This is a genomic window from Loktanella sp. F6476L (assembly GCF_023015725.1).
Classification (GTDB): domain Bacteria; phylum Pseudomonadota; class Alphaproteobacteria; order Rhodobacterales; family Rhodobacteraceae; genus Yoonia.
This window is the reverse complement of sequence record NZ_JALKAR010000001.1, coordinates 800,478-815,873: the sequence shown is the minus strand read 5'-3', so window position 1 is coordinate 815,873 and position 15,396 is coordinate 800,478. Positions and strand designations below refer to the sequence as shown.

Genomic DNA, 15,396 nt, shown 5'->3' with positions numbered 1-15,396 from the left:
ACAGGCACATCTTGCGGACGGATTGTCACATTTCTGCGGGTTACAAGTTCAGCCCGCCTTGCAATACAAAGGCGACTGCCGACATCAGCAACCCGCCGATCACAAGCCGCACCAGCCACTTGAGCGTATCTTCAATATAACCAAGCCGATCCGCGACATTGTCGCGGTGCACTTCGTTTACGGCACCGCGCGTTTCCAAGGCGTTCAATCGCAGGTCCACCTTTGCGATCCAATCATGATCCATTTTGTGCCTGCCATTCCTGAAGCGCTGCGTTTTCCGTGGTGAATGCCAGCGGTTTTGCGTGGGTTGAAGGTGGCGCTGGCGGTGCGACTGCGGTGAGTGCCTGGATATTTGCGGTCACCTGTCCGGTGCGTGCCATCGTGTCCGCAATGGATTGCTGAAATTCTTGCCCCTTGGCCTGATGCCGTGCCCCGAAATAGAAACTGACAATGGCGCCCATCAGCCACCACAACGGCTCTGGCACAAGTGCAAGACCTTGCATCCGTGCAGCAAACCAAATTGGATCAACCATTGATGCAGCGATCAACGCCAAGGTACCAAAGGCCATCAAAGGGCGTGGTAGACGGTTCAACCCGTCAATGAAGCGGTCGAACCATCCTTTGCGGTTGCCGGAAAATTCAGCCGCGAACTGACGCAAGACTGTGGTTTGGACGTCCGCCGCACGCGCACCAGCGTTTTCACTGTTTTCGCGAAACACCTCAGCCGTTTCGGCCAAGACATTGCGATGATTGCCAAAAAGCATGCCCATGAAATCCGTGATTATCCCCATGATGCGATCCTTTGTGCGTGTTGCGCCGCTGTCAGATGGAACCGTTCGGCAATGAATTCTTCGGCACGGGTGATCCAGCCGCCTTTGCCACCATCGCGGCGTCGAGCATATTTTCGACTGGCGACGCGGCTGTCCGCGAGGGCGTAGTAGTAATTGCGGCGGGCGATCCCGTAGGCATCTGCGATATGATCGGGCGCGGCAGTGGCCGCTCGATTGGCCGCAGCAATCGTTTGCGGACCAATGACGCCATCGACTGTAACAGTGATCCGCATCTCATTGAAAAGCCGCTGCAAAATCTTCACAGCGTGCGATCCGGCGTTCACATACATATCAAACACGCTGGCCTGTAGAACGACCGGCAAGGCGTCGATGCGGGGCCGCGTGAAGTAGTGTTCGAGGAAAATCGCTTCGGCTTGGTCACGGGTCAGACGCTGGACATCACCTGCGTCCACGTCACCGTCGCCGTCCAAATCGAGCCCCAAGCGCCGCATCGTATGGATCGTGACGCCAAAGTTCGTGGCCCCGCCCGGATCGTCGGGGTCGTTCACATAGCCGCCTTCGCGGGCGACGATGTCTCGGGCGATGTCTTGGATGGTTTGCATGTGTGCTGTCCTCTGCCTGCTTACGGCAAAGGTCAGCGCAATTGGTTAATTGGTTGCGTCACCAGCGTCCGGTGCCACGTATTGCCCCTGTTCTTTCAGGGCGTCGATGACTTCCTTGGGCATGTAAGTTTCGTCATGTCTTGCAAGGATTTCAACAGCTTCGAACGTATCGTTCACGTAGCGCCCTTGACCCACCATGCCTTGTCCGTCGCCGAACAGATCAGGCAAAATACCTGTATACACGACCGGAATGACAGCACCGCCATCGGTCACTTCGAAGCGTACGGTTTCGCCCGTGTCGCTTTCAATTGACCCTTCCACGATCAATCCACCGATGCGGAACAGTTCATTCGGCGGCGGAGGCGATTCTGCGACTTCTGATGGGGACCGGAAGAACTGGAACGATTCTTCTGGCAACATTGCGAGGATCACAAGGATCGCCGCCACACAGACACCGGCCAATCCGATGACCTGAATGCGGCGGGTTTTCTTGAGGCTTTTCAATCCGCTCATGGGAACACCGGTGCCATTGTCAGGCCCGCAGTTTCATCAAGACCCAACATGAGGTTCGCGTTCTGAACAGCCTGCCCAGACGACCCTTTGCACAGGTTATCGAGAACAGAGGTCACGAGCACGCGCCCAGAAATCCGGTCTTGGCTAACGCCAATATGGCAATAGTTCGATCCCATCACGTGCCCCGTCCCCGGTTGCTGGCCAAACGGCAGCACCACGACGAACGGTTCATCCTTATAGGCGGCAGCAAGCGCGTCGTGCACCGCCTGCCCGTCACCCTTCACGTAGCACGTGGCAAGGATACCGCGGCTGAGTGGGACAAGATGCGGCGTAAATTGAATTTCGACTTTGCGGCCTGCAATTTCGGTGAATTCTTGATCGAATTCGCCGAGATGACGGTGTTTCCCGCCGTGGGCATAGCCCTGCACGTCGGTCGCACGTTCGGTGAACAGCATGTTTTCCTTGGACGCACGGCCCGCACCCGAAATCCCATTTTTGAGATCGCAAATGATGTCGTCCAGATCAATCACACCAGCGGCGATCAACGGGCGCAGCGCAAATTGCACAGTGGCCGCGTTACAGCCCGTGCCCGCAACTAGGCGCGCATCTTTGATTTGGTCGCGGTAAAATTCGGTCAGGCCGTAAACGGCGGTCTTTTGCAGCTCAACGGCCACATGCGGGGCACCATACCATTTTTCGTAGTCAGCCGGATCGCGCAGCCGGAAATCGGCGCCGAGATCAACAACTTTCACATGCTCGGGCAGGTCCCGTACCAGTGCCTGGGACAGCCCGTGTGGCAGTGCCGCGAACGCGAGGTCTATGCCCGCAAAATCGATCTCATCCAGTTTCACCAAGGGCGGCAAATTCATGTGACGCAAATGTGGGAACACGTCGGCCATCGCCTGACCGGCTTTGCGTTCCGCAGATAGGGCAACGATCTCGAACGACGGATGGGTCGCGATGATACGGACGAGTTCGGCCCCAGTGTAGCCAGACGCCCCGAGGATCGCGATTTTTTGTGTAACTTGATCTTGTGTCACCGGCTTGCCCTATTGCTGTGGTCCTACGTTATGTGGCGTGGACACACGGCAGATGCAAGTCACGCAGCCGCGATCAGGCCAGAAGTGGGGCTGTCTTGCGACGTCGTAACGCAGCCATGCCACCCAACGCGCCGATCAGCAACAAACCAGCGGCAGGCACCGGAACTGGTGACGGATCAACTGACGCCGAATTGCCCGGTACGATTACGCCAAAGGAAAACGCTTGGCTTGCGAATGTCGGCAAGATGCTGACGTACAGGTCACCGCCTGCGTAACTCGCGCCCAAATCATAGGACAAGGTTTGTGACACAACAGCGCCGGCGACGTTGAACGGATCAAAGGACAGATCAAAATCGTTGCCGCCTGCCGGATTGAGCGGATTACCATCATACGCCCAACCTGGGGCAGTTTCTTTGATGCGAACGCTCCCGCCACCATTCTGAAAGCCAGACAACCCGTTCGGGTCTGCGAGGTTGAAGTTAAACGTCAACGTCTGCGCGCCCGCACTGAGACTCGTGAAGTGCAGAAAATCAAAATCCGCTGCAGACACTGTGCCAGTGACTGTCGTGACGTCACTTCCAATAACTGTTGGGGAATTGAACGAGGATCCAAAGCCGCCCGCGACATCTGATTCATTTAAGGTCGCAGCTTGGCCGAAAGAAGCCGTGCCCAGAAACGCAGCCACGCAAAATCGTAATAAACGCATTTATCGAATCCATCATTGGTCCATTAACGATTTGTTAACGTCCAATTCGGGCACGACTGCGGCGTGAATTTGGTAATTGGCTGTCGTTGACTACGGGTAAGCTGCTGTAAACGTAATTTCTTTGCGCAGAAATTGTGTTGCATTGCGCGACACACGCTTAGGATCACCAGTCGTTAAAAACAAGCTTTCTGTTCCCGCCCCGATCATCTCTGGACGCCGCCCAAGGTAATCTGCAAGGCTTTCCGCGACGAGGTTCGCTTGGCTGAACACTTTGACGTTTTCGCCCAATGCGTCCTGAAATGTCTCGGCCATCAACGGATAATGGGTGCAGCCCAAAATCGCCGCATCCGGTTTTGGCATCTTACGGGTCAGCGCATCTACATGGCTACGCACCAATGCGTCCGCCAAGATCAGATCACCGTCTTCGATTGCGTCCACGACACCACCACAGGCCTGCGCTTCGACATCCACACCAATCGCACGGAACGCGAGCTCCCGCTGGAACGCGCGGCTGCGTACCGTTGCAGGTGTCGCGAACAAGGCCACATGTTTAACGTCTACTTCGCGCGGCGGCGAATTATCGCCCCACTGGCGTTCTGTTAGGGCTTCTATGAGAGGTACGAAAACGCCCAAGACGCGTTTTTCTTTTGGTATCCAGCTTTCCTGCATTCGGCGCAAAGCCGCCGCAGACGCCGTGTTGCAGGCCAAAATCACCAGATCACAGCCAGCATCCCACAGCCGTTCGACCGCTTGTGTCGTCAGGTTGTAAATATCGTCGTCGGTGCGCACGCCGTAGGGCGCATGGGCGTGATCGCCGAAATACACAAAGGGCACGTCCGGCAGGCGTTCTTGCACCGCATCCAGAACCGTTAAGCCCCCTACACCACTATCGAATATCCCGACTGCCATTTGACCGCCCCTTATACTTTGCCTCAAATTCATGGCCCAGTCTGGTTGGATCGACCGGGTCCTTGGACAGAGCATACGTGGCCTGACGCAAGAAATCCATCATGCCGTTAGGGTCTTTTTTGCGGGCGTCGATTTCGTGCCGCGGGATCGGTTCGCCGATGACGACACGTACAGGTGCGTTGATTTTGTTACGGAATTCGCGGATCAGCAGCCCCATCCGCAGCGTATTGTGGATATGGCTGGCCAATTGGAACAACCGGCTGTTGTGTCCTTCGAAATAGATTGGCACGACAACTGCATCCGATTTTGCGATCATCTTGGCCGTGAAATTGCGCCACGTCGGGTCCATCGGGCGACCAAAAGGTTTTGCTGACGTCGAAACCGTACCACCCGGGAAAATGCCGATGGCACCGCCTTGCGCCAGATAATCAAGCGCATCTTTACGGGTTTGCATGTTCTGCTTGGCGGCCTCTTTGGTCTCGTCAAAAGACACTGGCAGGATCACCTTTTCCAAGTCCGCAGACCGACGAAAAATCCGGTGTGCCAAAACGCGGAAATCACCCTGTCGCCGATCCGACAGGATGCGCCCCAACATCAGTCCGTCCAGAATGCCGTAAGGATGGTTGGCCACAACAATCACCGGCTTATCGCGCGGGATGTTCTCAAGTGACCCGCCGATGATATCAAGCGTCAGGCCGTAACGGCTTGTAATCACGTGCCAAAAATCAGCGCCCTGTGCGATGTCGTGATCATATCCGCGCGCGCGCCGGATCAGCCGCAACCTGCCAGATGCATTTTCCATCGTCCTGATAAGAACTTTACCAGCCCGCCCCTTGGCCGAACTTGCATAGGAAATATCGCGCGCGATTTGATGTTTCAGCATCACAGGACCTCTTCGTTTACGCGGTGCTACCGATAAATCGTAACACCGCGATGACAAGTCCTTTTGCGTCTACTCTGCCGCCACGGCTGCGGGTGTTGCACGTAGGTTCCCGAGCAAAACTTCGCGAGTTTTGGCGGCTTTGCGCGCGTTGGCTTCTTTCACTGGACCAAAGCCGCGAATATCCAGCGGCAACCGCGCCAGAGCAACCGCATCAGCTTTGGTATCAGGCCGCATCGTCCGAAGAACATCAGCCATGTCGGCCTCATATTCCTTGATGAGCGCCCGTTCCATCCGCCGTTCATCGGTCCGCCCGAATGGGTCGAACCATGTACCGCGCAGCCCTTTCATTTTGGCGAGAAGCGGGAACATCTTTGCCATCCGCGCCCCGTATTGCTTTTTGACGGGTCGCCCGTCTGCACCGGTTCTTGTCAGCATCGGCGGGGCGAGGTGGTAGGTCAGTTTCACGTCACCATCAAACGCTTCCGCCGCTTTCGCATGGCTATCTTGTAGCAATCGCGCGACTTCGTATTCGTCTTTGTATGACAACAGCTTATGGTACCCTTCAGCCACGGCTGCTTTCATATCGGGATCAGCGATGCCGTCCAACAAAGCGCGATACCGCTTGGATAGTCGTTTGCCTTGATAGGCCACCAAATGCTCCGCACGGAATGCGATTTTTTCATCTAGCGTTTTGGGCTTTTCAACCACCGCAGGCGTGAGAACCCGCGCCGCCTGATCGGGATGTAGATACGCCCAACGGCCCAATTCGAACGCATGCAGGTTGCGCTCAACCGCGGCCCGATTCAGCGTGATCGCTTCGCGGATCGCATCGCCGGACAATGGAATACCGCCCATCTGCCAAACCGCGCCGAAGATCATCATGTTCGAGAAGATGCTGTCGCCCATCAAGGCCTTCGCCAGATCAGAGGCATCAAACAGGGCCAAGCGATCCTGCAACCGCGCCTCTAGCGACAATTTCAGCTGATCCGTCGGCAGCTTGAAACCCGTGTCACGGGTGAAATCGCCAGTAATGATTTCGTGGCTGTTCACGACGCCCATGGTCTGGCCCTGCTTCATCAGCCCCAGCGTTTTGGCACCTGCCGAAACCACCAGATCACCGCCGATCAGCGTATGTGCTTCGCCGATTGCCACGCGGATTGCGGCGATATCATCGGGGTTTTCAGCCAAACGACAATGGATATGCACCGCACCGCCCTTTTGCGCGAGACCTGCCATTTCCATCATGCCAGCACCTTTGCCGTCCAGATGGGCCGCCATCGCCATGACAGCGCCGATGGTCACGACGCCTGTGCCGCCGACGCCCGTGATGACGACATTATGCGTGCCATCAATCGCGGGCAGCGTAGGGTCAGGCATGTCCGGCAAATCAACGCTTGCCGTTGCCGCCTTTTTCACGACCGCGCCTTCGACCGTCACAAAGGACGGACAGAAGCCGTTCACGCAGGAAAAGTCTTTGTTACATGACGACTGGTCAATCGCCCGTTTGCGGCCCAGTTCGGTTTCCACAGGCACGATCGACACGCAGTTGGATTGCACACCGCAATCGCCACAGCCTTCGCAAACGTCCGTATTAATGAATACCCGCTTGTCCGGATCAGGGAACGTGCCGCGCTTGCGCCGACGCCGTTTTTCAGCAGCACATGTCTGGATGTAGACAATCGCCGACACGCCTTTGACTTGCCGCAGCCGATCTTGCACGGCGGGCAATTCGGACCGTTCGGAAATTGTCAGACCTTTGGGGAAATACGCGAAGTCCACGTCTTCCTTTTCGTCGTAGACCACTTCGACATTGCGCACGCCCATAGCGACCAGTTCGCGGCAAATTTGATCAGCCGTAAGCCCACCATCATTGCCCTGCCCACCAGTCATCGCGACCGCGTCGTTATAGAGGATTTTGTAGGTGATGTTCGTGTTCGCCATCAGCGCAAAGCGGATCGCTTGCACACCGGAGTGGTTATAGGTCCCGTCGCCAAGGTTCTGGAACACGTGGTCCGTGGTCGAGAAAGGCGCCTCGCCGACCCAGTTTGCGCCTTCACCGCCCATCTGGGTGAACCCAACAGTGTCGCGGTCCATCCATTGCACCATGTAGTGACAACCAATGCCCGCGTAGGCGCGCGACCCGTCCGGTACTTTAGTCGACGAATTATGCGGACAACCTGAACAGAAATACGGAAGCCGCGCCGCGATTTCGGGCTGGTTGTCGGCCTTGCGGGCTTCGGCAAGTTTCGCGAGACCGCCAGTCACGGCGGAAGAACCGCAGCCTTCTTCGACCAGAATGCCGCCAATCTTTTCGGCAATCCAGATCGGGTTCAAATCTGCCTTTGTCGGGAATACTTCTTCACGGCGGCCTTCGGAATGTTCATCGCCTTTGTGCCAGCCGTAAACGCGGCGGCCTTGGCGGTCGTCAAAGATCGCTTCTTTGACCTGTACTTCGATCAGTTTGCGCTTTTCTTCGACAACAACAATCAGATCGAGACCTTCAGCAAAGTCATGGAAGCTTTGCATATCCAGCGGCCAGACCTGCCCGACTTTATAGACGGTGATGCCGAGACGTTCGGCTTCTGCTTCATCTACGCGCAACAAGTTCAGCGCGTGGACCAGATCAAGGTAGTTCTTACCAGCCGCGACAAAGCCGATTTTGGCCCCTGCTTTGCCGAGTTTGCGTTGATCCATTTTGTTAGCGCGGCTGTACGCTTCGGCAGCGAAGCGTTTGTGGTCGATCATCCGCGCTTCTTGCAACTGCGGGGTGTCTACCAGACGGATGTTCAGGCCACCGTCAGGCATATCAAATTCAGGTTCGACCAGCTTCACGCGGTCCGGATCACCATCTACGACAGATGTGACCTCGATCGTGTCCTTCATCGTTTTCAGGCCGACCCATACACCCGCAAACCGGCTGAGCCCCCATGCGTAGACACCGTAATCAAGAATTTCCTGCACACCCGCAGGGCTGACAATCGGCATGTAGGCGTCCAGCATCGCCCAATCGCTTTGGTGTAATGTTGTCGAACTTTCGCCCGTGTGGTCATCACCCATCGCCATGATCACACCGCCATGCGGCGACGATCCAGCCATGTTAGCGTGGCGCATCACATCACCAGACCGGTCCACGCCGGGGCCTTTGCCGTACCAGAGACCGAAAACGCCATCGAATTTGCCTTCACCGCGCAGTTCGGCCTGCTGTGAACCCCAAAGGGCAGTTGCGGCCAAATCTTCGTTCAGACCGAGTTGGAATTTCACATCCGCCTCGCCCAAGACTTTGCTGGCGCGTGTCATCTGCATGTCCACAGCGCCCAGCGGCGATCCGCGGTAGCCAGTGACATAACCGGCTGTATTCAGCCCAGCATCTTTGTCACGCGCTTTTTGCATCAGCATCAAGCGAACAAGGGCCTGTGTGCCATTCAGCAGCACCTGACGCTTGGTTAAATCGTAACGATCATTGAGTGTAATGCGGCCCTGTGTCATCTGCACCTCCCCGATAGGATAACACCCCCACAATAGGTCATACCTTCTGACCTACAAAGCAAAAAGTTCCCCGTAATGCGCAATTGCACCTTAAGAACGTGTTAGCGTAAGGATAATACAAACAAGCACGGGCGCGCAGCCGCAGGAAGAAGATATGGACTGGGACAAGCTAAGAATATTTCACGCAGTGGCTGACGCTGGGTCACTTACACATGCGGGTGATACACTGCATTTGTCGCAGTCTGCGGTATCACGGCAGGTGCGCGCGCTTGAAGAGAGCCTGAACACCACCCTTTTTCACCGTCACGCACGCGGACTGATTCTGACCGAACAGGGTGAGTTGTTGTTCGACGCGACCAAATCCATGAACAAACGTCTCGAAGCGGCATCCGCGCGCATTCGCGATTCCGAAGAAGAAGTGTTCGGCGAATTGCGCGTGACGACAACAACGGGATTTGGCACGCTTTGGTTGGCGCCGCGTCTGCCGAAACTCTATGAACAATATCCGGACCTAAAAATTGACCTGATGCTCGAAGAACGCGTGTTGGACCTGCCTATGCGCGAAGCTGACGTTGCCATTCGCATGAAAGAACCGTCACAGGCTGATCTGATCCGCAAACGTTTGATGTCCGTGCGAATGCGCCTTTACGCGTCCCAGACTTATCTTGATCAACATGGTGCGGTGACGGACATCGAGGAAATCGGCAATCACCGCCTGATTTGCCAGTCCCTGTCATCCGCGCAGGTCAGCGCTGGGTCTACACTAGTACAACACCTGATGAGCTATGATGTCCCGAGCCTGTTCACCGTGAACAACTACTTCGGTGTACTACAAGGTGTGATCAACAACCTCGGGATCGGGGTTCTGCCGGATTACCTTGTTGAAGACTTTCCTGACCTGATCCGCGTCCTGCCTGAACTTGAGTCGGGTGAAGTCCCGGTTTTCCTCGCCTACCCTGAAGAATTGCGCCAATCCAAGCGGATTAGCGCATTTCGGGACTTCGTTCAGGACGAAATCATGGATCACCGACGGAAAATTCGGGATGCGGCAAAAGCCGAATAACGGATTAACAGAAAGCACAATTTGTCCAAAAGTGCTTGAATCGCAATTTGTTAAGCCAAAAAATGGGCAACTCAAGCACGAAGCTATGCATCTGATGCATAGCGGACATGCGATTGTGTATGCATTATTTTCTTGAACGGTGAAGATACCGCTCCTAAGTCAAGTGTCGAAGGCGACGACGCTCTTACGCTCGTCTCCTTCACCTCCCTGTTGGACTTGCCGGGCCTTGCGCCCGGCATTTTTTTTGCCCGAAGCGCAGAAACGCCGCTTCACCTGCACAAAAACGATCCACTGACACAGGTTTTTGACCAAAAACGCAGCGCACAGCGCCTCTCGCACTTCCCCCCCCAGCAAAGCCAGTCTAAAAGGCCGCGAAAGCTCAGGGGACTGCCACATGACCGAACCAGCCATCACATCCGAATTGATCGCATCACACGGGCTGTCGCCTAGCGAATATGACCGTATTCTTGAGATCATCGGCCGCGAACCGACCTTCACTGAACTTGGTATTTTTTCGGCAATGTGGAATGAGCATTGTTCGTACAAGTCTTCCAAGAAATGGCTGCGGACCCTACCAACCGAAGGTCCGCAAGTGATCTGCGGACCGGGCGAGAACGCTGGCATTGTCGATATCGGCGATGGTCAATGTGTGGTCTTCAAAATGGAAAGCCACAACCACCCGTCTTACATCGAACCCTACCAGGGTGCTGCAACCGGCGTTGGTGGTATTCTACGGGACGTATTCACAATGGGTGCCCGTCCGATTGCGGCGATGAATTCCCTGTCCTTCGGGATGCCTGATCACCCTAAAACACGCACGTTGGTCAACGGCGTCGTGGCAGGTGTTGGCGGTTACGGTAACTGTTTTGGTGTACCTGCGGTTGGCGGCGAAGTCCGGTTTGATCCGTCTTACAATGGCAACTGCCTTGTGAACGCGTTTGCTGCTGGCCTCGCGGATACTGACAAGATTTTCTATTCAGCTGCGTCCGGCGTCGGCATGCCTGTTGTGTACCTTGGTGCGAAAACAGGTCGTGACGGGGTTGGCGGCGCGACAATGGCATCTGCTGAATTCGACGACACGATCGAAGAAAAGCGCCCCACCGTACAGGTTGGTGACCCGTTCACTGAAAAACGCCTGATGGAGGCCACGCTTGAATTGATGGCAACTGGTGCTGTGATTTCGATCCAAGACATGGGGGCCGCTGGCCTGACATGTTCTGCTGTGGAGATGGGTGACAAAGGGGGCCTTGGCGTCAAACTGAATCTCGAAGATGTGCCACAGCGCGAAGAAAACATGACAGCCTACGAAATGATGCTGTCGGAATCGCAAGAACGTATGCTGATGGTTCTGAAACCAGAACTTGAAACCGAAGCGCGTGCCGTGTTCACCAAGTGGGATCTGGATTTCGCTATCGTCGGTGAAACCATTGCCGAAGACCGGTTCCTGATCTTGCATAACGGTGAAGTTAAAGCCGACCTGCCGCTGGCCACGTTGTCCGGCTCTGCCCCAGAATACGACCGCCCTTGGGTGGAAACACCTGCGGCGACGCCTTTCAATGAAGCCTTGACCATCGACCCAATCGAGGGCCTGACAGCGCTGATTTCCAGCCCGAACTACGCGGGCAAGCAGTGGGTTTATGAACAATACGACCAACAGGTCATGGGCGACACATCCCGCACACCAGGTGCAGGGTCTGGCATCGTCCGCGTGCACGGCACGCCAAAATCCATCGCATTCACATCCGACGTGACCCCGCGCTACGTCAAAGCCAATCCTGTTGAGGGCGGCAAACAAGCGGTGGCCGAAGCGTACCGGAACCTGACATCTGTGGGCGCGACGCCGCTTGCCACCACCGACAACATGAACTTCGGCAACCCTGAAAAGCCAGAAATCATGGGTCAATTCGTGGGCGCCATCAAAGGTATCGGCGAAGCGGTTTCTGCGCTCGATATGCCAATCGTGTCCGGCAACGTATCGCTTTACAACGAAACCGATGGCGCAGGCATTTTGCCAACGCCGACAATCGGCGCTGTTGGTTTGATCGCGACGCCTGATCTTGCGATCACGGGTACCATGCAGGACGGCGACGTGCTGTTGATGGTCGGCACGACATCTGGCCACCTTGGGCAATCCGCACTGTTAGCCGAAGCTTTTGGCCGCGTTGAAGGCGATGCACCGGCGGTCGATCTGGCCGAAGAAAAGCTGCACGGCGACTTTATTCGCGCCAACCACGCCAACATCCCTTGCTGCACAGACTTGTCCGACGGTGGGCTGGCGCTGGCAGCATTTGAATTGGCAGAAGCGGCGGGTGTCGGCATTGCTGTGACGCTTTCAGACACGGCAACGCTGTTCGGGGAAGACCAAGCGCGTTACCTGATTGCGTGTACACCGGCACAAGCAACCGCATTGGCGGCAGCGGCCAAGACTGCCGACATCCCGCTTACGCAAATCGGCACGGCGTCTGGGACAAACGTAACGTTTGGCACGGCATCCGCACCATTGGCCGCGTTGACCGACACATTCCGCAGCGCGTTTGCCGCGGCAGTGGCGTAACGCCCCATTTCTTTTGGTCATAAATATCCCCGCCGGAGGCACCTGCCCTTGCCGACCGGCGGAACACTTCATACGTTAGGCACAACAGCCCAGAAGGACGCACCATGATCACCGCCCACGACATCGAAACCCTGATCCGCGACAGCTTTCCTGAAGCCAAAATCACGGTGCAAGGCGACGACGGGGCGCATTTCGCAGCCGAAGTCATCGACGAAAGCTTTCGTGGCAAAAACCGTGTGCAACAACAACGGGCCGTTTACGCGGCGCTTAAAGGCAAGATGGACGGCAGCAACGGCGAACTCCACGCACTTGCGTTGACCACGAAAGCCCCTGCATGACTTGGAAGCTCTGGTTTCTTTTGATTATCTTAGGAGGCGCTGGATTGGCCTATGTACTTGGATCGCGTCCAAGGAAATATAGACCTTTGTCTGGAAACCAACCGGGAGCGATTCTTCCTGATGAACCAAAACCAGAGTTGGGCATGGAAGCAATCGACATGGATGTTGTCAAAGAAGCTCAGGCCAAAAATTCAGCTCTTGGAGCCATGACAGGCGGATCGAGAAATGCGGTTGGAGGACGGCAACCAAATCCAAATGCCAGCCTTAACTCGGTAGTGGGCAGATTTGGCGTCAAAGCCATGCGTAAAAAATTTGGGAACAACCGCGACAAATATGGGCGCGACATTTAAACTCACGGGCGCAAGGCGTCGATAGAATAACGCACTCAACGAAAGAGACGGCAAATGACAATCGCAGACCAAATTAAAGAAACCGTCACATCCAACGACGTTGTCCTTTTCATGAAGGGCACAAAATCCATGCCACAATGCGGGTTTTCGTCCCGCGTTGCTGGTGTTCTAAACTTTATGGGCGTTGATTTTGCCGATGTGAACGTGCTCGCCGATGAAGACATGCGTCAGGGCATCAAAGATTATTCTGAATGGCCGACGGTTCCACAGCTTTACGTCAAAGGTGAATTTGTTGGCGGCTGCGATATCATCACCGAGATGACCCTGTCCGGCGAATTGGATACGTTGTTTGCTGAAAACGCTGTGACCTTCGACAAGGACGCTGCAGATAAAATTCGCGAAGCAAACGCCTAAGCACTGCTAAAGAACCAAACGGAAAGCCGTGCCGCCCGAGGTGCGGCTTTTTGTGTTTGTGATCGTGACATGTGTTAGGTGATGCGTAAACTGAACACATTTAGCCCTAGATTTCCACGAGACATAGTCCCATGAACAGCCCCCAGTTTCTTTTCGTTGTCATTGCGGTCCTCATTGGGCAGCTCTTCTTCTTGCGTTGGCTTCTGACGCGGCGCAAAAGCAGCTCAACGCTTGACGCAATTGTCGCGGAACAAGGCTGGGCGCAGCAAGAACTGCCCGCCAGTATTGGGAAAGGCGTCAAAATCGTGCTGCGTGATCCGACGGACAGTTGGGAACTGTATGTGACCTATGCCCGTAACCGAAGCGGCGATGCCGTGATCAATTGGCGTGATACCGTGACCAAAACCGGTGCCGTTGTCGTAGCCCCACCGCTTGCGCCCCATGTCGCTGATATCATGAAAAAAACGCCAGACGGTATGGGCGCGTCAATGGTGACGGGCACCATGACCCAAGCCTTAAAACGTCTGGGCGATCTGCCCGAAGGCGTTGAATTGGATAGAAAAACCATCGGTGAAGCGCAAGGTATCTTGCTAACCAACGAGGCCAGCGTGGCAGTCGCGCAAGACATTTACACGTCCAAACCGCTTGCGACATTGCGTGACGCCCTGCCCCGCAGTGCGCAAACATCCGTCGTTTTGGATGGTGAAGTGTTATCAGTACGTGCCGAAACGGCACCAGGTCAGCCCGGGCACCTGCGTGCTATGGTGGATGCCGGCATTGCGATGCGCAGCTTGCTGACGAAGCGGGATTAACCCGCGCGCCGTTCGACCTCTGCAGCCAATGCTTCTGCTCGTGCCGCGATCTGCGCCATTGCGTCGCTGACTTCGGCTGGGATCACTGGCACTTCGACACGTTCGGTCTGTTTGGGTTGGCCTTCCAGCGTATCAATCCGCGCCTGCAGCTGGGCCATCCGCGTTTCCGCTTCTTTGACCTTTTCTTCCAGTCCAGCGGTTTTGTCGGCTAACATCAGGCCGGACATCAGCAGCATCTTTGCTTCCGGCATCCGACCTATTTGCGCGGACATGTGGGATGCTTCTTCGTTCAGCATTGCTGCGGCAGATTGCAGAAAATGTTCTTCGCCTTCCTGACAAGCCACTTCAAACGTCCGCCCACCAATGGCAATCTCGACATGTGGCATATCAGGCTTCCTCGATCAGGGGTTTGAGTTCTTTCAGGATCGCGTCAACTTCGGCTGATTCCGACGCGCGCTGCGCAGATAATGCTTCAACTTCGGCCATCATGGCGCGGTTGATCAATTCTGGTTCGGCGACACCTTCGCTAGCGGCGGCCCGCAACTGTGCGTTAACTTCGCGCATATCCGCGCTGGATGCCCGCAGACGTTGCAGTTCCGTGTCCAACGCAGCCATCTGATCACGCTGAGCGGAAACCCGCGTTTCAAGTTCTTTGATCTTCGTATCTTGACGGTCTTTCAGCGCTTTCACCCGCTCTTCGAGCTGGGCGTTGGCGAAGCGTTCTTCTTCCAATTGGGTCTCAAGCGCGCCTGCGTCTGCGCCGTATGCGTCATCCGCCGGTGCCTGTTCGGCCATCGCCCCTAAACCGCGTTCAATCCGGTCCATTGCGACGGAAATCCGCTGCTCTAACTGCGTGACGTCTGTCATGCGTCGTCCTCTCGTACCATCAAACCCGCGAATCGCGGAACATTAAGCAAAGCCTAAGCCAACAACAG

17 protein-coding genes are annotated in these 15,396 nt (G+C 55.7%); 6 read left to right on the top strand and 11 right to left on the bottom strand.

What is annotated here, in order from left to right; genetic code table 11:
• Positions 1–40: 40 nt before the first annotated feature.
• From MWU61_RS04115 to MWU61_RS04075, 9 genes are all read right to left on the bottom strand, one after another.
• Positions 41–244 carry a hemolysin XhlA family protein gene (locus tag MWU61_RS04115; RefSeq protein ID WP_247126975.1) on the bottom strand — a complete coding sequence of 68 codons (204 nt, stop codon included), beginning with the start codon at positions 242–244 and terminating at the stop codon, positions 41–43.
• Complete coding sequence (locus MWU61_RS04110; protein WP_247126974.1) at positions 234–791, bottom strand: holin family protein; 558 nt, start codon at positions 789–791, stop codon at positions 234–236. The genes MWU61_RS04115 and MWU61_RS04110 overlap by 11 nt, the downstream gene beginning before the upstream one ends.
• Positions 782–1,393 carry a holin-associated N-acetylmuramidase gene (locus MWU61_RS04105; protein ID WP_247126973.1) on the bottom strand — a complete coding sequence of 204 codons (612 nt, stop codon included), beginning with the start codon at positions 1,391–1,393 and terminating at the stop codon, positions 782–784. Before MWU61_RS04105 ends, MWU61_RS04110 begins: the two co-directional genes overlap by 10 nt.
• Before the next feature lie 45 nt (positions 1,394–1,438).
• Complete coding sequence (gene ccmE, locus MWU61_RS04100) at positions 1,439–1,906, bottom strand: cytochrome c maturation protein CcmE (RefSeq protein ID WP_247126972.1); 468 nt, start codon at positions 1,904–1,906, stop codon at positions 1,439–1,441.
• Positions 1,903–2,946, bottom strand: coding sequence for an N-acetyl-gamma-glutamyl-phosphate reductase (argC, locus tag MWU61_RS04095; RefSeq protein WP_247126971.1), 1,044 nt, complete (start codon positions 2,944–2,946; stop codon positions 1,903–1,905). Before argC ends, ccmE begins: the two co-directional genes overlap by 4 nt.
• A 73-nt stretch (positions 2,947–3,019) precedes the next feature.
• Positions 3,020–3,652, bottom strand: coding sequence for a VPLPA-CTERM sorting domain-containing protein (locus MWU61_RS04090; protein ID WP_247126970.1), 633 nt, complete (start codon positions 3,650–3,652; stop codon positions 3,020–3,022).
• 90 nt (positions 3,653–3,742) lie between these two features.
• A complete protein-coding gene (gene murI, locus MWU61_RS04085) occupies positions 3,743–4,561 on the bottom strand; it encodes a glutamate racemase (RefSeq protein ID WP_247126969.1) in 819 nt (272 codons plus the stop codon).
• A complete protein-coding gene (locus MWU61_RS04080; protein WP_247126968.1) occupies positions 4,539–5,444 on the bottom strand; it encodes a lysophospholipid acyltransferase family protein in 906 nt (301 codons plus the stop codon). Before MWU61_RS04080 ends, murI begins: the two co-directional genes overlap by 23 nt.
• 69 nt (positions 5,445–5,513) lie before the next feature.
• Positions 5,514–8,930 (bottom strand): indolepyruvate ferredoxin oxidoreductase family protein, encoded by a 3,417-nt coding sequence (locus MWU61_RS04075; protein WP_247126967.1) that lies wholly within the window; start codon positions 8,928–8,930, stop codon positions 5,514–5,516.
• A gap of 154 nt (positions 8,931–9,084) precedes the next feature.
• On the opposite strand from MWU61_RS04075, the gene MWU61_RS04070 reads away from it, so the two are divergent.
• From MWU61_RS04070 to MWU61_RS04045, 6 genes are all read left to right on the top strand, one after another.
• Positions 9,085–9,993, top strand: coding sequence for a LysR family transcriptional regulator (locus MWU61_RS04070; RefSeq protein WP_247126966.1), 909 nt, complete (start codon positions 9,085–9,087; stop codon positions 9,991–9,993).
• 394 nt (positions 9,994–10,387) lie between these two features.
• A complete protein-coding gene (gene purL / locus MWU61_RS04065) occupies positions 10,388–12,547 on the top strand; it encodes a phosphoribosylformylglycinamidine synthase subunit PurL (protein WP_247126965.1) in 2,160 nt (719 codons plus the stop codon).
• A gap of 104 nt (positions 12,548–12,651) precedes the next feature.
• Positions 12,652–12,885, top strand: a complete 234-nt coding sequence (locus MWU61_RS04060; protein WP_247126964.1) for a BolA/IbaG family iron-sulfur metabolism protein — start codon at positions 12,652–12,654, stop codon at positions 12,883–12,885.
• Positions 12,882–13,235, top strand: coding sequence for a hypothetical protein (locus tag MWU61_RS04055; protein WP_247126963.1), 354 nt, complete (start codon positions 12,882–12,884; stop codon positions 13,233–13,235). Before MWU61_RS04060 ends, MWU61_RS04055 begins: the two co-directional genes overlap by 4 nt.
• Positions 13,236–13,289: 54 nt before the next feature.
• Complete coding sequence (grxD, locus tag MWU61_RS04050; protein ID WP_247126962.1) at positions 13,290–13,649, top strand: Grx4 family monothiol glutaredoxin; 360 nt, start codon at positions 13,290–13,292, stop codon at positions 13,647–13,649.
• Positions 13,650–13,780: 131 nt separating this feature from the next.
• A complete protein-coding gene (locus MWU61_RS04045; protein ID WP_247126961.1) occupies positions 13,781–14,461 on the top strand; it encodes a hypothetical protein in 681 nt (226 codons plus the stop codon).
• Here MWU61_RS04045 and MWU61_RS04040 read toward each other — a convergent pair.
• Together MWU61_RS04040 and MWU61_RS04035 are read right to left on the bottom strand one after the other, a co-directional pair.
• Positions 14,458–14,847 carry a cell division protein ZapA gene (locus tag MWU61_RS04040; protein WP_247126960.1) on the bottom strand — a complete coding sequence of 130 codons (390 nt, stop codon included), beginning with the start codon at positions 14,845–14,847 and terminating at the stop codon, positions 14,458–14,460. The two genes, MWU61_RS04045 and MWU61_RS04040, sit on opposite strands and share 4 nt — an antisense overlap.
• Position 14,848: 1 nt before the next feature.
• Positions 14,849–15,328, bottom strand: a complete 480-nt coding sequence (locus tag MWU61_RS04035) for a hypothetical protein (RefSeq protein ID WP_247126959.1) — start codon at positions 15,326–15,328, stop codon at positions 14,849–14,851.
• Between the last annotated feature and the right edge of the window lie 68 nt (positions 15,329–15,396).